Genomic DNA, 26,385 nt, shown 5'->3' on the forward strand with positions numbered 1-26,385 from the left:
AAACTTAAAAATAGTTCTACAATTTTTAATGTCCGAACAAATTATTATACATCCCCCCAAAAATTAAACTTTAAACTAATCAGCTATTTTATTTATTAAAAATCTTTTACAAATCCAACATTACCCTATTTTATAACATTTTATTCCTGTTTTTGTAATTTCACCACATATAATATCATATTTTTCCCCTATAATACTACAAATTAGCTGAATTTATTGATATACTAATGTTATATAAACTAAAAGTTGCATTGTAAGCCACACTATAAATAACAAATACTTGAGGAGAAGATGGTTATGAGATTAGTTCCAATTGAATGTGTAAAGCCAAATTCAGTTATTGGTAAAACGCTATATGATATTGACGGCAGAATCTTAGTCAGATCTGGATTGACTTTAACTAAAGGAGTTATTGATAAAATAAAAAATGTAAATATTTTATCAATCTACATAATTGATGAATATAGTTCTGAAGAAATTGAAGACACTATTAAACCTGAACTAAGACAAAAAGCAATTTTAACAATAAAAGAAGCTTTTTCCAATATAAATAGAATTACTGTAGCTGACAAATTTTCCAAAAGAGAATCTGTATATTTTAACAACATTGAAAATATGGCTGACAGTTTAATTGAAAATGTATTAAACAATAAAAGTGTATTACTTTCATTAGTAGATATAAGAAGTATGGATAATTATCTTTATTCTCATTCAGTAAATGTTGCTGTAGCATCACTTACCCTTGGTATCGCTTTAAAGCTTCCTAAAAGGCAATTACAATATCTTTGTACCGGAGCTTTACTTCATGATGTTGGAAAAGCATTTATACCAAAAGAAATACTAATGAAGACCGAAGAATTAACAGCTGAAGAAACTTTAATGATTGAAAAACATTCATCCCTTGGATATAAGTATTTATCAGATTCTTATAACTTAAGTGCTCATACTAAAATAGTAGCACTGCAGCATCATGAGAGACCTGATGGCTTAGGTTATCCTAATAAGTTAACTAGTGATGAAATAAGTACTTTAAGTAAGATTGTAAGTATTGCTAATGCATATGATACTTTATCTGCTGGAAGACCAAATAGAAAAGCAATGTTTCCAAGTGATGTTTTAGAATACTTAATGTCTAATGCAGGCACAGAGTTTGATTATGATATAGTTAATACTTTTTGTAAAATAGTAATACCATTTTCTCAAGGAACTTTAGTTAACCTAAGTAATGGCGATATAGCTGTTGTACAAGAAACTTTACCAAACTTTCCTCTAAGACCAGTTGTAAAAATCATTAAAAGTTCTAACATTGAAACTATTGGCAAAGAAATTAATTTAATAAATGAAATTTCAATAACTATATCAAGTGTAAGATATGAAATATAAAAATATAAATTTAAAAATTAAATTTTTAAATAATCAGTATAGATTTTCTCGATATATTTTACATTTAAAGAATTCTTAATAATAGCAAACTTTTGCAAAACAAATATTTATAAATTTTCATAAATAAAAATCATGTATATAAAGGTAACAATAATTGCCTTATATATGCATGATTTTTACTTTTATATGAATTTTTCAGAAATCTTATATATTACACTCAATACCATTTTGAAAATTTCATAATCAATGGATATTTATTTGAAATTGATTATAAAATTTTCTTTTTTACTTAGTTTTACTTTATTATAAACGATTTTTATCTTTTAGAAATATACTTATTACCTTTTATATAAAATCTCCAGGGAAAATCTATGGCTTCTTCTGCATAATCAATTCCTATCCTAGTAGTATCAATTATTTCAAAATTTTCTTCTTCTCCACTCTCTATATAAAATTCTCCTTTTTCATAAAGTTTCATGTAATTCTCTGACTTATTTATTGAAAATGCCATACATAATTTAGAAGGACCATTTGTAATAGCTTTTTTCTTTGATTCCGCTAATTCATCATAATTTTGATTAAACCTTTTTTGAGCCAAATAATCAAATTCATTTAAAGGTTCTAATGCCCTTATTAAAACTCCCTCACCTTTATCTTCAGCCCCACTTATAACATTAAAACAATAATATTTTCCATAAATAAAATATACATATGCAATACCTCCTTCTTTGAATAAAGGTTCTGTTCTCTCAGTTCTTCTACCATTATAAGCATGGGATGCCTTATCTATTTCTCCTATATAAGCTTCTGTCTCAACAATCTTAGCTTTTAAAGTTACATTATCCACAGTTCTTACAACTACTTTTCCTAAAAGCTCTTTAGCTAAGATTAATGCACCTTTTTTATAAAATTCCTTATTTAAAATCAAAATTTAATCACCTAACCTTAAATATATAAATTGTATTATTTATATTTTGCTATCTTTTATTTATTAAAAATATCCACAATTCATTTATATCTATCCACATTTTTTAATGTTCTCCATAATATTATGTGAATAATTTTTTTAAATAATCTCGAATATACGAGTTTTAATTAATTTTCTAAATTAAAACTATATACAATTACTAAGTATATGTAGCTTATTTATTAAACTACATATTAAGTTCTTTAATTTATATTTAACATAAATTCCTTATATAAAATTTCTATTATCCACATTTTAAGCTAATAATTCATAATCTTCAATTAATGATAATTCTATGATAACTTCTCTTTATAATAATAAATATGTATAGCTCTATTATTTTTTTGCCATACATATTTATTATAAACTTATATTCTTTTATTTTTCCACAACATCTTTACTGAATAAAAATTGGTTAATATTATTTAACCGTAACTTTAAACATACAGCTAAATTTCTTATTTACCTCTAATTTAATTACGCCTTCTTTTTCTATAAACTCACCCTCAAAATCATAATAATCTGCATGACCATACCACGGCTCTATGCACACAAATGGTGCTCCATCTTTAGGTGCCCATATTCCCATATAAGGAAATCCAGTGAAGTCAACTTCTAAAGTTTTATTAGAATTGTTTGATTTTATTGTCATCTTATTAGACTTTAAATCTTCAAAAACTAAGGCATCATCTTTAAACAATTCCTTATTTAGTTTAAGTATCTCTGTATTTTCTAAGCATGCTTCTTTATCCTTTGATAAATATCCTTCTTTAGTAAGTGTGATTCTTTTACTGCTCTCTACTTCATTAAATTCAATATAACAATCATTTAACGTATCATCTTTATCTATAGGACATAAAAAAGCTGGATGTGAACCAATTGAAAAATGTATTGGCATCTCATCAACATTTTCTACTGTATAAGTCACAATTACAGTACTTCCTTCTAGCTTATAGTTTGACTTTAAAGAGAATTTATATGGATATACTTTTAATGTATCTTCTGAATATCTTAATTCAAATGTAATTTCATCATTATTATTTTCAACTAATGAAAATTCTGAAGTTCTAGCTAAACCATGTTGGGGCAGCTTATATGTTTTTCCATTAACTCTATATTTTGAATCTACAACTTTTCCTATTATAGGAAATAATATTGGTGCATGATACTTCCAATATTCAGGATTTCCATCCCATAAATACTCAGTTTTATCCTCTTTACTTGTTATAGACTGTATTTCTCCTCCATGCGTACTTGTTTTAATCCTAATACTTGAATTCTCTAAAGAATAAATCATGATTTCTCCTCCATACTATTAGATATTTTTATCTTTTAAATATTCTGCTAGTTAATCTAGCACTTTTATATACACCGTTGAAAATTTAATTTATAAACAATTCTTTTTATAGAATCTCTGTCCTTATATAAAGATGAATATTAAATTAACCTATTAATTTTGATATTCTCATAACTCTATTCTAACAACTTCCTTCAAACTTAAGCTCTTTTTCACATTTATTATTCTTTGATTAGTTGACCCTCTATACTTAAGTCCATCTTGCATTTTTTCTGCTTCAAATCTTCCATCTACAAGAACATCTATATTATTTAATAATTCATTCCAACCTAATCTCTTATCCTTATTTTCTATAATATATTCATAGGTATATCCTGTATAACTCCAAACATCTAACCCATTATCCTTAAAGGCTTTTGCCATATAAGCAAATTTATCTGCCTGCTCCCAAGGATCTCCACCACTGAAGGTAACTCCTTGTAATATTGGATTATTTAATGTATCATTTATTAATTCATCCATATCTCTTCCTTCTCCACCATTAAAATCATGGGTATCTGGATTAAAACAACCTTTACAATTATGCTTGCATCCCTGCGCAAAAAATACTCTTCTCATGCCTGGTCCATTAACCAAGCTCTCATATGCTATTCCAGATAATCTTATAGTTTTCTCCATAATAATGACCTCTTTCCAAATAAATGTATCTATTATTAATAATATTTTACCACATACAAATTAGTAATATTAGAAGTAAATTTAAATATATGTGTTGCAATTTTAATTCTACAACAAAATTAAGTAACAAGAACTAGTTTTAACGTAAATTATTTTTTGCAATATATATTCTGATAAATAAACTAGATATACTTAGTTACCATACATATTTTTACTTACATATAACTAAAAAATTAATTATGTATACTGTTAACTTAATTTTGATAGATAAAAGCAATATTATAAATAAATAAAGCACAAGAATCCAAAATTAATGAACTCTTGTGCTTTAATATCTGATTTAATTTTAATATTTCAAATATTACAATTAAGCATTTGCTTTAACGTAATTAAGTCTTCCACCTTCTTTAATAACTGCGATTTCTTTTTCTGTTAAATCAATTGTTGCTTCAAATTCAGTTCCTTTAGTTAAATTCTTAACTTTAACAACTCCTGATTCTAAAGCTGCTTTAATATCTTCCATCTTTAAGTCATCTACTAAATCAATGCTGTCATAATCAGCTTCATTCTTAAATTCCATTGGAATTATTCCATTATTTATTAAGTTAGCTTTATGAATTCTTGCAAATGACTTAGCTATAACTGCTTTAACCCCTAAGTATAATGGTGCTAAAGCAGCATGCTCTCTACTTGAGCCTTGACCGTAGTTTCCTCCAGCAATTATAAACCCACCATCAAATTCCTTAGCTCTTTTAGGGAATTCTGTATCTACTGTGTTAAAACAGAATTCTGCAAGGTAAGGTATGTTTGATCTAAATGGCAATAACTTTGAATTTGAAGGCATAATATGATCAGTTGTAATATTATCTTCAACCTTTATTAATACTTTACCTGCAACTTCTTCACTTAATGGCTTACTTACTGGGAATGGTTTAATATTTGGTCCTCTAACAACTTCAACTTCAGCATTTGTTGATGCTGGTGCTAAAATCATAGAATCATCTATTAAGAATTTCTCGGGCATATCTATTGTTAAATCTACATTCACTTCTGTTGGATCAGTCAAAACTCCGTTTATAGCTGAAACTGCAGCAGTTTCAGGACTTACTATATATACTTGTGCTGATAATGTTCCACTTCTACCATAGAAATTTCTATTTACTGTTCTAAGTGAAATTGCATCAGTTCCAGGTGATTGCCCCATACCAATACAAGGCCCACAGCCATTTTCAAGTATTCTTGCTCCTGAGCTAATTATATCTGCTAACGCACCATTTCTAGCGATCATTTCCATAACTTGTCTTGATCCTGGACCTATTACTAAACTAACATCTGGATGTACTTTTTTACCTTTTAATATTTTAGCAACCTTCATTAAATCTTCATAAGAAGAGTTAGTGCAGCTTCCTATAACTACTTGGTCAACTTTAATCTTTCCAACTTCGCTAACCTTCGCCACATTATCTGGACTGTGTGGCTTAGCTGTAAGTGGAGTTAGCTCGCTCAAATTAATAGTTACCACTTCATCATATATAGCATCTTCATCTGGTTTAAATTCTATCCAATCATTTTCTCTTCCTTGTGCCTTAAAGAATTCCCAAGTTCTCTCATCACTTGGGAAAATGGAAGTTGTAGCTCCAAGTTCTGCACCCATGTTAGTTATAGTCGCTCTTTCTGGAACGGAAAGTGTTTTAACGCCTTCACCAGCGTATTCAAATACTTTACCTACTCCGCCTTTAACAGTTAATATTCTTAAAACTTCTAAGATAACGTCTTTAGCAGCTACCATTTTATTTAATTTTCCTGTAAGCTCAATCTTAACTACCTTTGGAGTATTAATATTATAAGCTCCACCTCCCATAGCTAAAGCAACATCTAATCCTCCTGCTCCCATAGCTAACATACCAACACCACCTGCTGTTGGAGTATGACTATCAGAACCTATCAATGTATCTCCTGGAGTTGAAAATCTTTCTAAGAAGATTTGATGACATATTCCATTACCTGGTTTTGAGAAATATACTCCATACTTAGATGCTACTGTTTGAATGAATTTATGATCATCTGCATTTTCAAACCCTTGTTGTAACATATTATGATCTATAAATGCTACAGATTTTTTAGTTTTCACTCTATCTATTCCCATAGCTTCTAATTGAAGATATGCCATTGTTCCTGTTGAATCTTGAGTTAACGTTTGGTCAATCTTTAATGCTATTGGTTCTCCTGCCTTTAATTCACCTTCAACAATATGACTTTTTAAAATCTTATAAACTAAATTATTTCCCACTATTAATCCCCCTATTATTGCTTATTTTTTTCATCTAATTTTCTATGATATTCTTTGTATAGTTGAACTACCTCTTTATCAAATAAAGATCTCTTTAATCTAACTGATGTAGACCTTACAAGTTCCAATATTCCCTTTGATTCATCATCTGTAAGCTCAATATTGTATTCTTTGAATTTATTTACTACCGCTGCTCTTCCAGAGTGTTTTCCTATAACAATTTGTCTTTCAAGTCCAACAATTGCTGGATCAAAAGCTTCATAGTTTTTAGGATCTTTTATAGCTCCATCAGCATGTATACCTGATTCATGAGCAAACATATTACTCCCAACAATTGCTTTCCATATTGGAAGCTCTCTTCCTGACGCTCTTGATACATATTCTGATACTTCTCTAAACATTTGAGTATTTATGTCTTCACCCTTATACCCGTAAACAAGCATTAATGCCATTATAACTTCTTCTAAAGCTGCATTACCAGCTCTTTCTCCAAGACCATTTACAGTTACCCCAACATGTGATGCTCCACCTTTTATTCCTGCTACCGCATTAGCTGTTGCCATTCCAAAGTCATCATGAGTATGCATTTCTATATCAAAATTTGTTTTATCATATATATATTTAATATCGTCTCTAATTCCAAATGGTTCTTTAATTCCAACTGTATCACAATATCTGAATCTATTTGCACCAGCCTGTTTCGCTGCATTAATAAATTCAATTAAGAAATCCTTATCTGCTCTAGATGCATCTTCCCCATTAACAGATACATAAAGACCATTTTTCTTCGCATATTCTACAGACTTGACCATGTTTTCTAATACCCATTGTCTAGAAGTCTTAAGCTTATGTTCAATGTGTATATCTGATACTGATATTGATATAGCAACTGCGTCAACACCACAATCTATTGATTGTTCTATATCACCAACCACAGCTCTATTCCATGCCATTATACTAGATTTTAAATTCCTTTTTACAATTTCTTTTATAGCCTTTTTTTCATCTCCACCCATTGTAGGAATCCCTACTTCTAATTGATCGACTCCTAAGTCACTTAGCATTTGCGCTATTACTATTTTTTCTTCATTTGCAAAAACCACTCCTGCTGTTTGTTCCCCATCTCTAAGAGTAGTATCTACAATAGTAACTTTTTTATTTTTTTTCAAATTACTAATCGCCATAAAAATCCCTCCACTTATTTTTATTAACTTATTGCATATTAAAATAATAGTTTTAATAATAAAATTTCATATTATCAGCCTTCCTTTATAATATCATATTTCAGCAACTATAAACAAGACTTATTGTTATTTTTTGCAACGAACCAACTTTTCTCCTTCAACTAATCAACAAAATCAACGTATTTACAATGAAATAAATACTATTCTTGCAAGTTTTTTTCCTAACATTGCAATATCTGCATCATTTTAATTTCTAATCTTTGTAACAAATTTTCTTATTTACTATATGATTTGTACATATTATCTCTATTAACAAAATGATTAATTATACAATATGTCAAAAAAAATGAATTTTTATACCAAAATATATCGAAAGGCTATCTTAAAAGCAAACCTTTGAATTGAATCCAATTCATTTTACTACTTTAAGATAGCCTTTTATATTAAATTTCAATTGTTTTTAAATGGTAATTATTTTAAGTCTCATATATTTTAGTAATGATTAGCATGATTTTCTGTATGAGATATTCTATCTTCTCTTTCATGATACTTCCCAGCACCAAATCTCTCATCTAAACTTAAATATCCTGTAACTCTTGATATTCCTTGTATATCTTGACTTCCACATTTAGGACAGCTACTTTGATTTTCATGTAAGTAAGTTCCACACTCTCTACAATATCTTATATGAAAATTAACACCTACATAACTAATATTAGTATTCTTATATGCATAATTTATTATATCCATTACTGTTTCTCCATTTGGCGAATCATCTACTTCAATGTAACTTATATGCCCGCCATTACAAAGCTTATGATATGGAGCTTCTATATCGATTTTATCCTTAATTGATATTGGATATGCAACTGGCACATGAAAACTATTTGTGTAATATTCTTTGTCAGTTACTCCTTTTATTTCTCCAAAGATCTTTTGGTCTTGCTTTATAAATTTTCCTGAAAGTCCTTCTGCTGGAGTAGCATAACAACTCCAATTTAATTTATATTCTTCTGTAATTTTATCTGTATACTGTCTCATATGCTCAACAATCTTTACACCTAATTCTCTAGCTTCTACATCTTCACCATGATGTTTACCTGTTAAAGCTACTAAAGTTTCAGCAAGACCTATAAATCCGATTCCCCATGTACCTTGTTTTAATATTGGTTCTATAGAATCATCAGGTCCTAAATTTTCAGAACCTTTCATAAGATTTTGACCTGCAACAAAAGGTAAATCCTTAACTTTTAAATTCTTTAATACATCATATCTATGCAATAAAGAATCTTTTGATAATTCCAACCTTGAATCTAATATTTCAAAAAACTTATCTATATCCCCTTTAGCCTGCAATCCTATTCTTGGCAAATTAATAGTAGTAGGTGCTATATTTCCTCTACCTTTACAACCTGGTTCTCCATTTATATTTTTCATAAGATAAGTTCTACATCCCATAGTTGCTGGAACATATCCCTTTTCATAATATTCTTTATTGAAATCAGAATCAATATTCATAAACGTTGGATTCATTCTTTTGGCTGCTACTCTACAAGCTAATTTATATAGATAGAAATATGGATCATTTTCTTCTCTATTAACTCCTGATTTAACTCTGAAGATTATGTTAGGGAAAATTGGCTGTTCTCCTTTACCTAATCCTTTTTCATATTCCAAAAGAAAAACTTCACATACTAACGCAGCGTCTTCACTTTCAGGTAATCCAATATTAATCGAACTAAATGGCACTTGAGAGCCCGCTCTTGAATGCATTGTATTAAGATTGTAAACAACCCCCTGCATAGCTTGTTGTACTTTCTTTCTTACCTTATTTTCAAGTAAAGTCTCTATCTTTTCTTCAGATATTTCTAATTCTCCTAATTCTCTTCTAATTTCTTCTCTAGTTGGATCTACAAATATACCCATATCATTATCAAAGTCTGGATGTGATTGGCCTCCAAACATGTCATTTTGAGTTGATTGTAGCAATATACATGATAATTCAGCTGCTGTTTCTATTCTTCTTGGAGCATTAATCGTTCCATACCCTGTATTAAAGCCATTTTCTAACATCTCTCTAGTTGGAATGTGTAAGCAATTAACAGTTAAATTATAACTATCTAAATCATGATAATATAAATCTCCTGTTTCATGAGCCCTAGCTAAACCTTTAGGCATTATAGCTAGTGTATTCCATTTATTTGATTCAGAAGCTATTCTTAATAGCTTAGAACTGAAATTATTGCCTACATTTGCATTATCTCTATCAGTCTCAATTCCAATTTGTCTTATAGCTTTCATTAAGTCCGATTTTATTTCTCTAACTTTAGTTCTTTCTTGTCTGTATCCTGAATAAGCTATTGCTATATCTTTGTGTCCTTCATCTTTTAATGCTTTTTCTACAAAATTCTGTATTTGTTCTACAGTTATTGTTTTTTTATACTCTGATTCGATATATATAATTACTTTCTGTACAGTATCTAAAACTTGACTTTCTCTTAAATTTAAACCGATTTCACTGGCAGATCCTTTAATAGCTTGAGCTATTTTATCGGAATTAAATTCAACCTCTCTACCATCTCTTTTCACAACATATAGCATTTTTATTCCCTCCATGGCACAATATATAGTATATTTTCTACCGTCTTATTATACTGTATTAGGTATTCATTAGCAATGCTTCTAATTTTTTATTTTTAAACCCCTAGATTTTAATTATCATGATTTTAGTCTCATTATCTTTCAATTTGGCTCATTTTTAATGTTTTTGTGCAGTTGACTTCTTATAAATATTCTCTAGTATTGTATCTTACTATATTTGCATTATTATTCTTATTATTTTATATTAAAATTTTGTTATTTATATATAAATTAATGTCAATAATAACTAATATTATGTCACAAATTTAATCCTAAACAAAAATTAATTTTCTGTCATTAAATATATATGTTCTAAATAAATAAACTAAATATCCCTAATTACTGTTTATGATTTTTATATAATAAATCAATTAGATTATATATCTTAGCTATTTTTTGCAGCACATATACAATCTACTTTTTATAAATAGTGCTATAATTGATTTATTACTACTGAACTTTAGGAGGCTTGAAATGGAAAAGATAGCATTAATAACTGATAGTGCTTGTGATTTAAGTATTAATTTTACTAAAAATAATAATATTAAGATGGTACCATTTAAAATTATATTTTCTGATAGAGATTATGATGATGGAATAGATATAACTCCACAAATGCTTTATGAAGCATTACCTGGTGAAATTCCTACCACTTCACTTCCTAGCGTAGAGAAATTCACCTCTGCCTTAAAGGAAGCTAAGAATGAAGGCTATACTCATGCAATAATAATAACTATTTCAAGTGGTATTTCAGGAAGTTATAATTCTGCAAGCGTAGCCGCTGAAAATGTCTCTGGAATTAAAGTCTTTGTCTTTGATTCCATGACTTTAACCATGTCAGAAGGTGCAATGGTAATTAATACCAGAAATTTAATTAACCAAGGAAAACTCTTTGATGAAATAATAGAACTTCTCCCTACATATAGAAACAAAATTGATGTATTCTTTACATTGGATACACTAGAATATCTAATAAAAGGGGGTAGAATAGGTAAGGTTGCTGGAACAATAGCAAACACTCTTAATCTTAAGCCCATCATAACTGTGGGTAATGATGGAGTATACCATACAGTGTGCAAGATTAGGGGAATTAAGCAATCTATATCTCGATTGGCTAGTTTATTAAAGCCTTACTTAGAGTCTAACAGGTGTAAGGTTTGGATTATGGATGGAAATGCTCCTGATAAGGCTAAACTGTTATATGAATCAATAAAGGATTTTCCTAATCTAGTTGAATGTACCTTAGGAGGTTCAATAGGTCCTACACTGGGAGTTCATACTGGTCCTGGACTTGTTGGGCTTATAGTTGAAAAATTAGATTAATATAAGGCTAGTTTGTTACTATAAAAGTGTAAATGTTAAACATCAAATTATTGCTGTTTGACATTGCACTTATTTTTTTATCTTTTAAACTTCTCATTTTTTTATTTTCTTTGATTGTTTAAGTATATTTAGTTTATCTTTTGTAAATGCTATTAACTAAAGAAATCTTTATTTTGAAAGGAATTATTTTGATTATGAAAGATTTTGTATTAGATTCAACTTATAAAGATGCTACCATTGTTAATAGTAATGATGATATTGTTATTACTTCATCTAATAAGCTTTCTTATAATCCTACTAATCATCACACAATAAATTTAAATGAAGCCAATTCTAATTACTGCTGTAATAATAAAAGTAATAAGTTTAACATCTATAACATAATTGACTATTTATAACAATAGGTATAAAATATATTAATAAAGTGCTAGGGGAGCCAATAGGCTGAGATTTGATATTCATAAACCCTTCAAACCTGATCTAGTTAATTCTAGCGTAGGGAATGCAACCTTGTAAAAATTTCCAAACTATTTATTTGGTTGATAATCTCCGAGCACAATTAAGGAGGTTTTTTTTATGTCAATTTTTAATGATTGGACCAAGCAATTTTCTGAACTATTTCAAAGATTCCCACAAAATATTCACGATATAACTGCAAATCCAATATCTATTATTACTTTAATAGGCTGTATATTATTACTTATAGTGTTAGTTAAGGTGAAGAAAATCAAATTTACACCTCAATTGATTTCTAGAATTGGTATAGCATTAGCATTAGCTACTATATTAAAAATGCTTAGACTATATCATTTCCCTCAAGGCGGTAGTATAACCTTAGGCAGTATGATCCCCATATTGCTCATAGCTTTTATGTATGGACCACAGGTTGGTTATTTAACAGGTTTTCTTTATGGAATAATAACACTTATTATGGATCCATATATACTGCATCCTGTTCAAGTACTATTTGATTATCCACTTCCATTCATGGCTCTTGGTCTTGCAGGTATATTTAAGGACAAAAGATTACTTGGTACAGCTTTAGCTGTATTTGCAAGATTTATATGTCACTTTATTTCTGGTGTTGCATTCTTTGGTTCTTTTGCTCCAGAAGGAGTATCTCCAATGATTTATTCATTATTAGTTAATGGTCCTATGGTTGGAATAGAAGGTATTATATGTATAATAATATTAGCAACTCTTCCTGTCGATAGAATAATTTATGTTTCTTCAGATAATACTGTATCTGTTAATTCTTAAATAAAACAATAAAAACAGGCTTGATAATTGCACAAAAGCAAATATCAAGCCTGTTTTTATTAAATTCATATAATGTTTATTCCTCTATAGTGATTGCATCTACAGGACAGCTTTCCTCTGCTTCTTTCGCTGAATCTTCAGAGCCATCTGGAACATCCTCAACTATTGCTCCAGCTTTTCCATCATCCTGCATATCAAAACATTCTGGACATATAGATGGACATAGTCCACATGCTATACAAGTATCCTTATCAACAATTGGTTTCATAACAAATCAATCCTCTCTAAATATAAATTACATAATTATATTTCCCAAGAAATAATAAATTATGTATATGTAACAGAATAATTTACAAATAAAATTAAACTATCTATATATGTTCTAATTAATACTATAATTAACCGTTAACAATATAATATTAAAAATTACTTTTCTTTCAAAATTTCTGAAACTATATATAATTTTAATCAGAACGTATATATTAACAATAATCAAATATTAAGAGAGTACTCAAGCACTTATATGGAAAAGAAAATAACAAGTCAAATATGTATTTTAATATAATCCTTCAAATATTAATGAATATAATGGATTTTCTCTAACATATTTTTCAACTGCTCCTTCTTCTATTGCTTCTGTAAGTTCAATATTAATAGGTAATTCTCCTATTAAAGGTATTCCTAGATATTCAGCATTTTCTTCTGAAGACTTTCTGCTAAATACTCTTATTTTCTTTTCACAACCTGGACAGTTTATGTATGCCATATTTTCTACTACACCTTTAATTTTCACGCCTATCTTTTGAGCCATTATAACAACTTTTTTAACAATCATTGATACCATATCTTGTGGTGTAGAAACTATTATAATTTCGTTAATAGGAAATTCTTGCATTACAGTTAATGCTATATCACCAGTACCTGGTGGCATATCTATAAGCAGATAATCAAGTTCTCCCCAATTAGTTTCCATAAACATTTGCTTTAGCACACCTGTAATTACAGGTCCTCTCCAAATAACAGGATCATCTTCCATTGCTGTTAAAAGATTCATTGAAATCACTTTTATTTGACTTTCTGTTTCTACTGGTTCAAATTTGACCATATCATTTCCTAACGGAAGTATAGTTGCTCTTTTATTATTAATTCCAAAAAATCTAGGCATAGATGGTCCTGTAATATCTGCATCTAAAACACCTACTTTATAACCTTTCTTTGCTAGCGTAGCCGCTATTATTCCAGTGATAGTTGATTTTCCAACTCCGCCTTTTCCACTTATAATACCTATAACATTTTTAATTTCTCCATATTTAGGTGCCAATTTGGAACTTTCCTCGCTACATCCTTGTCCTTTAGAATTACATGTATCTTTACTTTTGCAATCTTCACAACTCATTTATATATCCTCCTTATATCTTACCAGCCTTGTGGAGCCTTATTAGGTTCACTTATTTTAATGTCCCAATCCTTATAATTATACTCTGCCATTATATAATAACGATCAGAAGACTTATCTATTTTATTCTCTATAGTTATTAACGTTTTGAAAATTGTACTATTATAACCTCTGTTTTTAACTTTAATTACTGTATCAAAATCTCCAGAATCATTGTTTACTAAAGCCACATTAGGCAGCGCATTATTTAAATTTTTCTTAAATTCTTCTAGATCCACTGAAAATATATATTTTAAACAATCAGTGTCTCCATTTATATCTATACCGACCTTCTTTGCCTTAGATAAAACATCTTTTTTATCTTGAATTACCTTCAATATAGATTGATAATATATATATTCAAAATTTCTCGGTTTCCTAATAAATGAAAGATTTTGCATTATAGTATTTTCTAAATTCTTTGGCACTGAAAAAGCTTTATCATCATCATAGAAATTACCTGTATTACTATCATTATCTCCAACTACATATTGATATTTCTTTATTTCTTCTCCTATATATACCTCAAATACATAATCTGGATCAAGAGAACTCCTTTTAGAAACTTCTTTACCATCAGCCAAAATCTTGTAAATATCAGTTATAGCTTTATTATCAGTAACTACAAATCTGAATCCACTATCTCTACCATTTTGTATTACAATTTTATCTATCCTGTTTTGTTTTATATATTCAAATTGCTCATTTTTAAGTTTCATCTTAACTTGTAGATTATCAATGAAAGTGCATCCTGAGAGCATAATACTTGCAGTTATTAATACCGATAAAACTATAATTGAAAATTTATTATTCTTCAATGCTTTTCTTCGCTCCTTTAAAAATCTTGTTGTGATTAAATATAATAATCCCAAACATTAAAGTAAATATTGCAATAAATTGTGATGTAGAAAGAATTCCAATATTTCCTCTTGGATCATTTCTTAAAAATTCTACTAAAAATCTTCCTATACTATATATAGTTAAGTATAATCCCATTACCTTTCCATTCTTTCTTTCTTTTTTACTATAATATAAAAGAAGAAATCCTAGTAAAAAATCAAAAATAGAAGAATAAATTTGTGTTGGGTGCAAATGTAATCCTGCTGGTGCAAGAGAATTTTCAGGAAATTCAATACCTAAACGTGATGTAGTTTCTTCTCCATAACAGCAACCTGCTAAAAAGCAGCCAATTCTACCAAATCCCTGAGCTATAGCAAGCCCTGGAACTGTCATATCTAGCATTTCAATAATATTCCACTTTTTTCTTCTACAATATAAATACATAGCTAAGGCGCCACCACCTATAGCTCCATAAACAACAAATCCATATCCAAAGTTTGTTAATATACTTGGGGCCTTTATAATATTTTTCAATTCAGTTACTATGAATAATCCTTTTCCACCAAACGCTCCACCTATTACAGCAAAAATAATTAGATTTAATAATGAATCCTCATCAAAACCTCTCTTTTTCCCTTTATTTATAAATAAAGTTGCTGCAACTATTATACCAATTGCAATCATTAGTCCATAACTCTTTACCTGTATGCCAAATATCTCAAACAATATTATTCTCATGAATTGCCTCCAAACGTCAAATAAGTATCAAGGAGAAGCTATCTCTGCTTCTCCTTGATACTTAAATTATAATACTTATCATTATTATTAGCAAATCTTATTTACTTTCTGCTTAAGACATGTTAACTTCTTCTTTTTAATATAATCTAAGAGGAAGTCTTAATACTAGAAATAATAGTATTAAACAAGGTTCTCATATTTTCATTATAGGAACTTTCCTTTAGATTAAACAATATCTTTATTGCTTTACCTTCTTCTAAATTCAAATAATAACATTGATTTTTAAAATTGTATCCATTCTTTATAGAGGTGTCATATTGTACTAATACTCCTGAATTACTTGAATTTTTAAAAGGCATTATTTGAGAATTGTAATATTCTAAGTACTGATTATTTAAATCTGCTTCTGCAAATACACCTAAATCTCCTTTAGTATTTATTACTTCCATTAGTCCATTAAGTTTATTATCCTTATCTTTAAAATTTAATTTGTAACTTACATATTTCCCCTCACTTTTCTTTTCTTCTATAATCCATTCATTTGGCAAAGATATAGTGTACTTGCCAGATTCAAATTCATAATCTTTAAAATCACTTATGCCTTGGTCCATGAGTACTACTTGTTCAAATTCCTGTTTAAAAAATCTTTGAGCTATGGCTAATATTAACATTAATGATAACAATATTGACATAACTATTAATTGCTTTTTATTCATAATAATATTATTAACCTATCTTGTTGGTATTACAATTGAAGAATTTTTAAAATCGTAGAACATTAGCCAATATCCTTTACCACTATTATTGTCACTAGTCCATGTTACAAAGCCAGTCCTTCCACCATATGGTTGACAACTCTTTTCTTTTCCGCCTGGTATTGCATATATAATATGATTCATTTCCCCATATTTATTACATTTATATCCTAATAGAAAATGACCTTCTTTACTAATGTAAGGATAATAATTAAGCATTGGATAATATGCCAAGGTATATTTATTATAATTTGATTCATCTAACAATTCATCCATACTGTTTACATTAATTTTATATAACTTGCAGTAATTTATATCTGCTAAACTTCCAGTGTATGGTTGAAAATCTTTTGCAATCTTTTCAAAATATAATCCTACCTCTCCAGTTATTTTAAAATTCTGTTTTAAAGCTGGCTGCTGCATTATTGGATAAGTTGTTTGAATTTTACATTCTGGTCCCATTGGTCCTGTTGGTCCCATTGGTCCTATTTGCCCTGTTGGCCCCATTTGCCCTGTTGGTCCTGTTGGCCCTATTGGTCCCATTTGTCCTGTTGGTCCCATTTGTCCTGTTGGTCCCATTTGCCCTGTTGGTCCCATTTGCCCTGTTGGTCCCATTTGTCCTGTTGGTCCCATTTGCCCTGTTGGTCCCATTTGCCCTGTTGGTCCCATTTGTCCTGTTGGTCCCATTTGTCCTGTTGGTCCCATTTGTCCTGTTGGTCCCATTTGTCCTGTTGGTCCCATTTGTCCTGTTGGTCCTGTTGGCCCCATTTGCCCTGCTTGTTGTATTTGATTTTCATATTCATCAAAATCTAGTATATCTAATCTGTCTAGCCTATTTTCTGTATTTAATTTATCTAATTTAAAGTTTTCTTCTATTCGCCTAACATTAGCTTGAATGTAGCTAAAATCTTGACTTTCATTTCTACATTTGGTTTCTACCTTAAATTTTTTCCACTTACAGTCGCAGTCCGTCTTATCCTTTATAAACCCATAGATTATCATATCTTCATGTATGTTATTTATTTTAAAGTCTATTACTCCATGATAAGTATCTAATTTCTTGCCTAATTTATTAATAGCATCTTCTATGCATTCTGTTTTTTCGCACTTATCATGTTTTTCAAAATCATCACATTTATGATGCTTCTCACACTTTTTAGCTTCCTTGCACTTATTTCTATCTTCTAAAGTATCTATCGATTCAACTATACTTTTATGGTCTTCTGGAATTCTATTTTGCTGTTTGTCCTCTAAATTTGAATTATCATCATTAAAACTTTCCATAGATATGTTCTCTTTAGACTTAAGATTACTTTCATCTTTCTTACTGTCATTTGATATAACTTCAGTTTCAGATGTTTCTACTGCTTTAACTTTTAAATCATTCTCTTTTGACATAGTTTCAGCTTTTAAATTATTCTCTTTTGCCATTATTATAGTTTTATTTGTCATATCAGGGTTAGGAATCTCTTTCCTTTTAGATTCCATATCAACTTTATTAATGTACTTTTTAGAATCTACATTAACAATTTTGTATTTTCTCCAGTTATCAGTAGAATCTTCTCCATTCATAAATCCATGCATTATAAATTCGTGTTGATTATCATTTAATTTACAAATGGCAGCGCCAGATATTTTGTCATAGGATATTCCAAGTCCAGCTATGTTATTTACATAATATTCTTTACTAGTATCTCCTTTTCCAACACTATTTATAGCCAAAGGACCTAAATCAATTAACTGCTTCAAATCTCTTTTGCAGCAAATAAGTACCATGGAATAATTATCTTCTTGTTTAAGATTTTGAGCATAAAAAGAAATCTTACATTTATCACCTTTTGCCTCAACTTTTGCATATCCAGACAAGGCTTTATCATTAGAATTAGAATGTCCTCTTTCATCTTCTTGCAATATTATAAAATTTCTATACAATTTATTATGTGCCAACCCTATATTCCCTCCACATATATTTATTCCATATAATATATTCAAATAATTCTAAATTATGATTGGATAATCTTTTTATTAGATTCAATTAAGGTCTTAGAAAATCCAATTTATTTTAATGATTTAGATTCTCTAGTTGTGATGTAGCTCCAAATGTTCATAATATTAATGATATTATTTTAGATTTATTATCATAATTATATATGCATAATGTAAATTATGAATACAAAAGAGCAGGGTTTTAGTCTGCTCTTTTGATATATCTATTATTTATTAGAATAAATTAAACGTTTTTACTATCACCTAATTCATTACAGGTTTTACATCATATATACAATCTGATAATGTTGCAAATTCCTGCAATGTTAAAGTCTCAGCTCTTCTCTTAGGATCTATTCCCGATTTTGCAAAAGCTTCTTCTAATTTTACTTTATCAACCTTAAGTGTCTTTGACGCATTCCATAAAGTTTTTCTTCTCATGTTAAATCCAGCTCTTACTAATTCAAACATAAGATTTGTATCCTTAGGCTTTACTCTAGGTTCTTCTAATCTATCTAATTTTATCACTATAGACTCCACCTTTGGTCTTGGAATAAAGCAAGTTGGTGGTACTTTTCTTATTATACTCGTATTACAATAATACTGTACCAAAACAGATAATGCACCATACTCTTTACAATCTGCCTCAGCATTCATTCTTTCTGCAACCTCTTTTTGTATCATAATCGTTAAAGATTTAAAATTATATCCATCTTTTAAAAGTTTTAAAATTATAGGCGTTGTAACATAGTAAGGTAGATTTGCTACAAGCTTAACACTTTTTTCTTCTCCTATAAGTTCATTAAAATCTACCTTAAGTGCATCCTTATGTATTAAATCAAAATTTTCATTTGCACCTAATTCTTCTTGTAAAATAGGAATTAAATCATTATCTAATTCTATTGCTGTTACCCTTTTTGCTTTCATTAAAAGCTGTGCAGTTAATGTCCCTACTCCAGGTCCAATTTCTATAATAAAATCTTCATCGGTTACTTCTGCTCCATTTACTATATCGCTAAGTACTAAATCATCTACTAAAAAGTTTTGACCTAGACTTTTTGAAAATTTAAAATTATACTTCTTGACAAGTTCTTGAGTTTTTATATCCTTTAAGTCCATTTAATTCTTACCTGCTTTCAATTGTTTTTCTATTTCCTCTATAGCATTAGTGAATTCTTCCTTTGTTATTCCATAATTATTTAATCTTAAAATCATTTGTGCTGCATTTCCATATCCTATACCAAGTATTTTCCCTAGCATACCTCTTCTAATCTTTGATGTATTGTCCCCTGTAAGCTTAAAATGAAACATGTCCTGCATATTATAAAATTCTTGTTTTTCAACTTGAGTTATTTTAGCCATTTCAAGTGCCTTTAAAATAACTTCTGGGCAAGCATTTTCAACTCCGATATCTCCATTTTTAAGTCCATCTTCTTTTGCAATATATGCATGCTTTATTCCTTTAACTCTCTTCGAGATTATCCTTCTTATCTTCTCACCTGCAAAATCTGGATCGGTTAAAACAATTACGCCTTTCCTCTTTTGAGCTTCTTCTATTCTTGCAATCACCTTTGCATTTATTCCAAAGCCTCCAACAGCTATTATTTCTGCATCTATTGCCTTCTTCACCGCATCAACATCGTCTCTACCTTCAACAACGATTACTTCTTTTATCAATATTCTACTTCCTTTCATTTATCAACTATTCTTAATAAAATAAATTAAATCTAAATACATTATACCTTAAATTCCTAATTAAATTTTAGAAATTCTGAAATGAAAAGTAAGAGTCCCAAAAATGATACTCCAAATTTTATATTTGGTCAGCAAAACTTTCTCTTTAGAGCTTTTATATTTGGATTCTCGAACTTTCTCTTTGATATTTATCATTAATTGTTAATTGTCAGCTCTTAACTGTCAACTAATTTAATTCTCTTTTCTAATAATATGCCAAAATCTCTACAATTTAAAGAAAAAAAATAGAGATAACCAATGTTATCTCTTAAGATAGTTTACCATTCTCCTGGATAAGCAACTACTAATACGTTAACGGATTTTCTTCCCCAACGATCACATTCATTTGATGAATTAAGGTACACATCAATCTTATTACCTTTTATAGCACCACCAGTATCTGATGCAATTGCATATCCATATCCATCTACATAAACTTTACTTCCTAGTGGAATTACAGATGGATCAACTGCAATAGTACTCAGACCACCTTCATTTCTAACAGGTCTTCTGCCTGTAGCTGTACTTGAATGATTACTATAAGCTGTTGCTATACTACTAATCTTTTTCTTATATGTTATATTACCTCCACCTCTACTTGCGTAAATGTGACCAGTTCCTTTCACCACAACTTGATTCTGTGGTTCTACAATGGTTTTAGTGCTTTTTACATTTCGAGAAACTTCTACTCCATCTTTATATACTACTTGATAAGTGATTTCTTTCTCACCATTAACTCCTTCACTCTTTACCTTTTGGACACTACTGTCTAGCTCCTCATTTTTTTCAACTATTGTATCAAAGTTAATTGGTTGTTTCTCTACAAGATCTGTTGTTTGTACTTTAACAAGTTGTATATTTGTATCACTGCTTATGGTAGCATCTAATGAAGGTGATATTTCATCTATTTCCTTGTCAAAATCAATTCCTTGTTCTTGTAATATTTCTTCTTCTGCATCTAGCATATCTTTAATAGTATCTTCTGCTGTTAGTACTTGTACTTGTATTCCATTTGCTTTAATATCTACTGGAATAGCTGTCTTTAATTTAATAGTTTCTTTCTCAGATACTTTGGATTCCAAGGATGGTTGCACTTTGTCTTTCGATGCTAATGTTATCCCCTTTTCTTGCAACACATCTTTAACAGTCCCCTTGTAAGTGACAAAAGTCTCTTCTTTACCGTCTATACTTATTATAAGTGTTTTCTTCATACTCATTATTGTCACTGCAGTAACAATTACAACTGCTATTGTAATTATACCCTTGATGATTTTTGCCTTCGTCGGACCGTTAGAAAAACTTTCCTTTACTAATTGTTTCAATTTTTCTATCATTAATTTCCCTCCTTTGGCAAGAGTGTCTTTTGATTATATATTAATATATAAGACTTGTCAAATTGACAAACTCCTGCATGATAATGAAGCTTAGTAACAATGCACTCTGTGCATAAAATATAATAATATAAAAATGATAGCTAATTTTTAACTCCACTTCATTACAAGTTCGAAATAATAATGATATTTAATTATAAAACTTTGTATTTAAATTCATAATAAGTTTTGCTATTTTTAATTTTCTAAGAACCAAATACAAGACTTATTATTTAATAAGTACATTTTATATTTTACCTTAATTTTCCTTTTTAATCAACTGATTAAAATTCTGATTAAAAGCCAAATTTGCCTCATATGAGTCAATTTCTTTAATCTGCGCAATTTGAGTTATTATATATTCAATATAGTCTGATTTGTTTCTTTTTCCTCTATTTGGTTCTGGCGTCATATATGGACAATCTGTTTCTACAAGGATTTTTTCTAGTGGTATTTCCTTAGCTACTTCAACCAACTTCTTAGCATTTTTAAAAGTAACCACACCTGTGAAACCTATATAATATCCTAATTTTATACATTCCTTTGCAAATTCTACACTACCCGAAAAACAATGTACTACACCTGTAACACTAGGAAATTCTTTTAATATTTCTAATGTATCCTTATGCGCGTCTCTATCATGGATAATAACTGGTAATTTTAATTCTTTGGCCAAACTCATTTGTCTTCTAAATACTTCTTGTTGAATTTCCTTTGGGGGATTTTCTTTCCAGTAATAGTCTAACCCAATCTCTCCTATTGCTACTATTTTATTATTACTCTTAATATATTCTTGTATTTCATCTATTGTATCTTCTTTCATTTCATCAGCATTTTCTGGATGTATTCCTAAAGCTCCAACTATAAAGTCATAATCTTTGGTTAATTTATCTGTAGTTTTTAAACTATCGTATGATGCTGCACAATTTAGTACTTGAATAACACCATTTTCTCTAATTTCATTTAATACACTTTCCCTATCTTCATCAAAAGCCTCATCGTCATAATGTGCATGACTATCTATTATTTTAAATTTCCCTTGCATACTTCATATCATCCTTTCATTAATAAGTGACTTAAATTCTTTATTAGTAATATTCTGATTATTATTCAACACAATTAATAAATTACATTAAATCTAATACTTATAATTATCATTTATCTGATTAATTATTTCAATATATATTATAGCCCTATAAAAATGGAAATTGCTCCATTCTTATACGGCTTACATTAATTTATACAACTTTAATTATTGTTAACTACTATTTCACTTAATTTAATTGGTTTAATAACTTTCTTTTCAAATATTTCCGATACTTTTTGTATAGTTGGTCCGCCGATTAAAGCTGAAATAACTGTAACAACACCTATTTTACCTCCAAATGCAAATCCCAATGATAACATACAAACATCACAAATTACCTTTGACACTTTATACTCATGTTTTATCCTATCTTTCATCATCATAACAATACCTGTGCAAGGATCCATTCCAATGTTTATTGCTATGAAAATTCCGATTCCTAAATACAACATTAGACAACCACAAAAAGCAGTAACTATTCTACCATTTAAGGTAGTTGGAATTCCAATTAATTCATATATTTTAAAACCTATGTTAATAAAGCTCCCCATTGGCAAGGTATAAATAAATGTTCCTATGTTTAGATACTGACGACCAAATATGAACATTATACCGACAATGGTATAATTTATTGAATTGTTTATCATTCCAAGGCTTTCCCTTGGAAATCCAAATAAATTACGAACTCCGTCATAAAAAACTGCAATTGGATCATTTCCGAGCATTGCTGATGAATTAAAAGCAAGTCCAAACCCAACCAAAGCAACTGCAATTAATGCTACCAATACCTTTATAAAAAAGTTTTCCCATAATTTCTGATTTAATTTATTAATTGTATTATTCATTAACTAATACTCTTCCACCTTTAAATTAATTTTTATAGTGTCACTTTTGCTAATTCATCTTTTCCTTATCAGTTTTTATTAAGTTCCTAATTGCTTGCACTGCAACTTCTATTGCACCTTCTGTATCATGTACTTGTATATTTCCCATTCCTACACGTTCACGTTCTTGATTAGCAACTGTTAAGAATACTGAACCTACTCTTACTTTTAAATAGCTTGCAACAACAAATAATGCAGCTGATTCCATTTCAGATGCAAGACATCCACATCTTATCCAAGCACTCCATTTATCCATTAATTCATAGCTAACTGGTTTTGTTTCTGGAGAATGTTGCCCATAAAATGAATCTTTACATTGAACCACTCCAGCATGATATGTCTTGTTTAATTCCTTAGAAGCTTGCACTAATGAATTCACAACATCAAGATTCGCAACCGCTGGAAATTCAATTGGTGCATATTCTTTGCTAGTACCTTCCATTCTAATTGCTCCAGTGGCTATAACCATATCTCCACCTTTAACATTTATATCCATTCCACCACATGTACCAACTCTAACAAAAGTGTCAGCACCACAATTAACTAATTCTTCTAATGCTATAGATGCTGATGGTCCACCTATTCCCGTTGATGTAACGCTTACTTTAACACCATCTAAGAATCCAGTATACGTAACATATTCTCTACTATCAGCAATTAATTGTGCATTATCAAAATGTGCAGCTATCTTTTCACATCTCTTTGGATCTCCTGGAAGTATAACGTACTTCCCAACCTCACCTTCTCCAACATTAATATGATATTGTTTACCTGAGCCTTGTGAGTAATTCATATTCATCCCTCCATTTATTTTTATATTAAATTATAATTAATTCGTTCTCCTGTTCTCTAAAAAACATATACAGTATATAAATATCTTTTGTTCATTTGAAAATGTACAAATTAAATTTGAGAATACAATTACAGCTGTATTCTCAAAATTTTAATGCAATCCGCTCTTGTCTATTTACTTGTATTCTTGTCTACTTCTTGAGAATATCATGTCTATTATTTGCTGTCAAGTTTTTAATTTCTGCTTATTATTGTTTATAAATCTATGATAAAATATAAGTAGAAAATCAACTATATTGGATAATTTTTAAACATTAAAGCATTATTTATTTGTCTATATTATTAGATGAAAATTATATTGATATACGTAATAAATTTAATTAAAAATCATAATTTGATTTATGTACTTGTCTAGAAAAGTTTATATTCCATAGAAAGGTGATATTTTTATGAATGAAATTAATTTACTGGGAAAACAAAAAGAATTAAGATACGTAAATGTATATAATCAACTTTTTAAAATGATAAATGAAGGTACTTTCCGCGAAGGAAGTAGATTGCCTTCGGAACCTGAACTGTCAAAATTAATTGGTGTTAGTCGAACAACTTTAAGACAAGCACTTTCATTGTTGCAAGATGATGGGTTAGTAAATAACATTAGAGGCAAGGGAAATTTTATAGTTAAATCTAAATCTATTAACAATATTGGACTTGAAACTATAGGACATCCTGTATACAAGTGCATGAACAATACAATTGATAATGTTGAAATGAAATTACGCATAGAGCCATCAACAGATTATTTCAATCAAATTTTAATTAAAAAAACTGCTGCTGTTGTATTAGCAGACAGGTGGTATAAATCTAAGGATAAAGCTATAGCTTATACTCTCACCTTATTACCAATTGAGACTATTTCAAGTCTTAATATAGATTTAAATAATCAAGATGAATTTTTAAAATTTTTAGAAAATAATATTTACAAAATCTCTAATAATATATTAGTTGAAATAAAATATTCAACTGCTGGAAACTTCGCTGCTAAAACTGATCCTCTTTCAGATAAAAACCAATTTCACTTAATACAAGAAACTATATATAATGAAAATGAAATTCCTATTGCCTCTAACAAACATTATTTACCTATAGAGTCTAGTTCTATTAAATTTCATCCTCAAAAGTAGACTAATAGAACTAAGTTCTTAGTATTTTAATCAACTTAACTCTGATTTATTTTTAATATTATCAGATAATTCATAATTTAAATTAAATTCTTTTAATATATAAGTTCTAATAAAGTTTCTACATCTTAATACATAGCCTGTCTATTGTTCGTGTAGGAACTTTATTTATTGTTTCAATGAAATTTTGTACAGCAACTCTAATACCAACCAAACTTTTAAAGAATGCATTATTTACTACTGATGATTTTAACCATCCCCATAACCCCTCAATTAGATTAAGATCAGGACTATATGGAGGTAAAAACATTAATTCAAGTCTATTTTTCATCTTTTTTAAAAATGGTTGTATCAGCTTAGCATGATGAATTTTTGCATTATCAAGAATAATAACTATTTTACCCTTCGGGTATTGCGTAAGCACCTTTTTTAAAAACTCAAGGAATACCACAGCATCATATTTTTCGTGTTCTTCACAATATACATGACCGCTTTCGTAATCTAGTATTCCTATTAATTTTACACCTGCATTCTTTCCGTAAGTGGGTATTTTTCGCTGCT

Annotated in this window: 24 protein-coding genes and 1 riboswitch; of the genes, 5 read left to right on the plus strand and 19 right to left on the minus strand. The window is 29.1% G+C overall.

The annotated features are described in order from the left end of the window. Positions 1 to 297 precede the first annotated feature (297 nt). Positions 298 to 1,383 carry an HD-GYP domain-containing protein gene (locus tag CLPUN_RS02945; RefSeq protein ID WP_077845901.1) on the plus strand — a complete coding sequence of 362 codons (1,086 nt, stop codon included), beginning with the start codon at positions 298 to 300 and terminating at the stop codon, positions 1,381 to 1,383. Between the two features lie 316 nt (positions 1,384 to 1,699). Here the strand turns inward: CLPUN_RS02945 and CLPUN_RS02950 are convergent, their stop codons facing one another. The 6 genes from CLPUN_RS02950 to CLPUN_RS02975 all read right to left on the minus strand — a co-directional run bounded on the left by CLPUN_RS02950 (position 1,700) and on the right by CLPUN_RS02975 (position 10,400). Then, entirely contained in the window at positions 1,700 to 2,311 is a 612-nt protein-coding gene (locus CLPUN_RS02950) for a DNA-3-methyladenine glycosylase (RefSeq protein ID WP_077845902.1), read from the minus strand. 460 nt (positions 2,312 to 2,771) lie between these two features. Then, positions 2,772 to 3,647 (minus strand): aldose 1-epimerase family protein, encoded by an 876-nt coding sequence (locus CLPUN_RS02955; protein WP_077845903.1) that lies wholly within the window; start codon positions 3,645 to 3,647, stop codon positions 2,772 to 2,774. 168 nt (positions 3,648 to 3,815) lie between these two features. After that, entirely contained in the window at positions 3,816 to 4,325 is a 510-nt protein-coding gene (gene nrdG, locus CLPUN_RS02960; RefSeq protein ID WP_077845904.1) for an anaerobic ribonucleoside-triphosphate reductase activating protein, read from the minus strand. A gap of 367 nt (positions 4,326 to 4,692) precedes the next feature. After that, on the minus strand, positions 4,693 to 6,615 hold the full coding sequence (locus CLPUN_RS02965; RefSeq protein ID WP_077845905.1) for an aconitate hydratase: 1,923 nt from the start codon (positions 6,613 to 6,615) through the stop codon (positions 4,693 to 4,695). 14 nt (positions 6,616 to 6,629) lie between these two features. Next, positions 6,630 to 7,799: a homocitrate synthase gene (gene nifV, locus CLPUN_RS02970; protein ID WP_077845906.1), complete on the minus strand. Its 1,170-nt coding sequence runs from the start codon at positions 7,797 to 7,799 to the stop codon at positions 6,630 to 6,632. Positions 7,800 to 8,291: 492 nt separating this feature from the next. Further along, entirely contained in the window at positions 8,292 to 10,400 is a 2,109-nt protein-coding gene (locus tag CLPUN_RS02975; RefSeq protein WP_077845907.1) for an anaerobic ribonucleoside triphosphate reductase, read from the minus strand. Between the two features lie 513 nt (positions 10,401 to 10,913). Here CLPUN_RS02975 and CLPUN_RS02980 point away from each other — a divergent pair. The 3 genes from CLPUN_RS02980 to thiT all read left to right on the plus strand — a co-directional run bounded on the left by CLPUN_RS02980 (position 10,914) and on the right by thiT (position 13,022). Then, positions 10,914 to 11,762: a DegV family protein gene (locus CLPUN_RS02980; RefSeq protein ID WP_077845908.1), complete on the plus strand. Its 849-nt coding sequence runs from the start codon at positions 10,914 to 10,916 to the stop codon at positions 11,760 to 11,762. A gap of 194 nt (positions 11,763 to 11,956) precedes the next feature. After that, positions 11,957 to 12,160, plus strand: coding sequence for a hypothetical protein (locus CLPUN_RS02985; RefSeq protein ID WP_077845909.1), 204 nt, complete (start codon positions 11,957 to 11,959; stop codon positions 12,158 to 12,160). A 21-nt stretch (positions 12,161 to 12,181) separates the two neighbouring features. Continuing rightward, positions 12,182 to 12,282, plus strand: a riboswitch (TPP riboswitch). A 56-nt stretch (positions 12,283 to 12,338) separates the two neighbouring features. Next, the gene (gene thiT / locus CLPUN_RS02990; protein WP_077845910.1) at positions 12,339 to 13,022 is read left to right on the plus strand and encodes an energy-coupled thiamine transporter ThiT; all 684 of its coding nucleotides are present in this window, start codon (positions 12,339 to 12,341) and stop codon (positions 13,020 to 13,022) included. A 76-nt stretch (positions 13,023 to 13,098) separates the two neighbouring features. Here thiT and CLPUN_RS02995 read toward each other — a convergent pair whose 3' ends face one another. From CLPUN_RS02995 to udp, 12 genes are all read right to left on the minus strand, one after another. After that, positions 13,099 to 13,290, minus strand: coding sequence for a ferredoxin (locus CLPUN_RS02995; RefSeq protein WP_077845911.1), 192 nt, complete (start codon positions 13,288 to 13,290; stop codon positions 13,099 to 13,101). Between the two features lie 288 nt (positions 13,291 to 13,578). Beyond that, complete coding sequence (locus CLPUN_RS03000) at positions 13,579 to 14,418, minus strand: Mrp/NBP35 family ATP-binding protein (RefSeq protein ID WP_077845912.1); 840 nt, start codon at positions 14,416 to 14,418, stop codon at positions 13,579 to 13,581. 20 nt (positions 14,419 to 14,438) lie between these two features. Then, complete coding sequence (locus tag CLPUN_RS03005; protein WP_077845913.1) at positions 14,439 to 15,275, minus strand: YhfM domain-containing protein; 837 nt, start codon at positions 15,273 to 15,275, stop codon at positions 14,439 to 14,441. Further along, a complete protein-coding gene (locus tag CLPUN_RS03010; protein ID WP_077845914.1) occupies positions 15,265 to 16,035 on the minus strand; it encodes a prolipoprotein diacylglyceryl transferase in 771 nt (256 codons plus the stop codon). Before CLPUN_RS03010 ends, CLPUN_RS03005 begins: the two co-directional genes overlap by 11 nt. A gap of 146 nt (positions 16,036 to 16,181) precedes the next feature. Then, the gene (locus CLPUN_RS03015; protein ID WP_077845915.1) at positions 16,182 to 16,751 is read right to left on the minus strand and encodes a hypothetical protein; all 570 of its coding nucleotides are present in this window, start codon (positions 16,749 to 16,751) and stop codon (positions 16,182 to 16,184) included. 15 nt (positions 16,752 to 16,766) lie between these two features. Beyond that, complete coding sequence (locus CLPUN_RS28455; protein WP_077845916.1) at positions 16,767 to 18,737, minus strand: DUF7922 domain-containing protein; 1,971 nt, start codon at positions 18,735 to 18,737, stop codon at positions 16,767 to 16,769. Between the two features lie 303 nt (positions 18,738 to 19,040). After that, positions 19,041 to 19,895 (minus strand): 16S rRNA (adenine(1518)-N(6)/adenine(1519)-N(6))-dimethyltransferase RsmA, encoded by an 855-nt coding sequence (gene rsmA / locus CLPUN_RS03025; RefSeq protein ID WP_077845917.1) that lies wholly within the window; start codon positions 19,893 to 19,895, stop codon positions 19,041 to 19,043. Next, positions 19,896 to 20,453, minus strand: coding sequence for a ribonuclease M5 (gene rnmV / locus CLPUN_RS03030; protein WP_077845918.1), 558 nt, complete (start codon positions 20,451 to 20,453; stop codon positions 19,896 to 19,898). A 335-nt stretch (positions 20,454 to 20,788) separates the two neighbouring features. Then, entirely contained in the window at positions 20,789 to 21,844 is a 1,056-nt protein-coding gene (locus tag CLPUN_RS03035; RefSeq protein WP_077845919.1) for a 3D domain-containing protein, read from the minus strand. A gap of 295 nt (positions 21,845 to 22,139) precedes the next feature. Continuing rightward, positions 22,140 to 22,925, minus strand: a complete 786-nt coding sequence (locus tag CLPUN_RS03040; protein WP_077845920.1) for a TatD family hydrolase — start codon at positions 22,923 to 22,925, stop codon at positions 22,140 to 22,142. Positions 22,926 to 23,128: 203 nt separating this feature from the next. Beyond that, positions 23,129 to 23,812, minus strand: coding sequence for a YczE/YyaS/YitT family protein (locus tag CLPUN_RS03045; protein WP_077845921.1), 684 nt, complete (start codon positions 23,810 to 23,812; stop codon positions 23,129 to 23,131). A gap of 49 nt (positions 23,813 to 23,861) precedes the next feature. Then, on the minus strand, positions 23,862 to 24,644 hold the full coding sequence (udp, locus tag CLPUN_RS03050) for a uridine phosphorylase (protein WP_077845922.1): 783 nt from the start codon (positions 24,642 to 24,644) through the stop codon (positions 23,862 to 23,864). Positions 24,645 to 25,092: 448 nt separating this feature from the next. Between udp and CLPUN_RS03055 the strand changes: the two genes are divergently transcribed. Beyond that, complete coding sequence (locus tag CLPUN_RS03055; RefSeq protein WP_077845923.1) at positions 25,093 to 25,827, plus strand: GntR family transcriptional regulator; 735 nt, start codon at positions 25,093 to 25,095, stop codon at positions 25,825 to 25,827. Positions 25,828 to 25,945: 118 nt separating this feature from the next. On the opposite strand, the gene CLPUN_RS03060 is transcribed toward CLPUN_RS03055, so the two are convergent. Next, positions 25,946 to 26,385: IS630 family transposase (locus CLPUN_RS03060; RefSeq protein WP_143328959.1), on the minus strand; the 440-nt coding region annotated here is incomplete at its 5' end.

This window comes from Clostridium puniceum (assembly GCF_002006345.1).
GTDB lineage: Bacteria > Bacillota > Clostridia > Clostridiales > Clostridiaceae > Clostridium > Clostridium puniceum.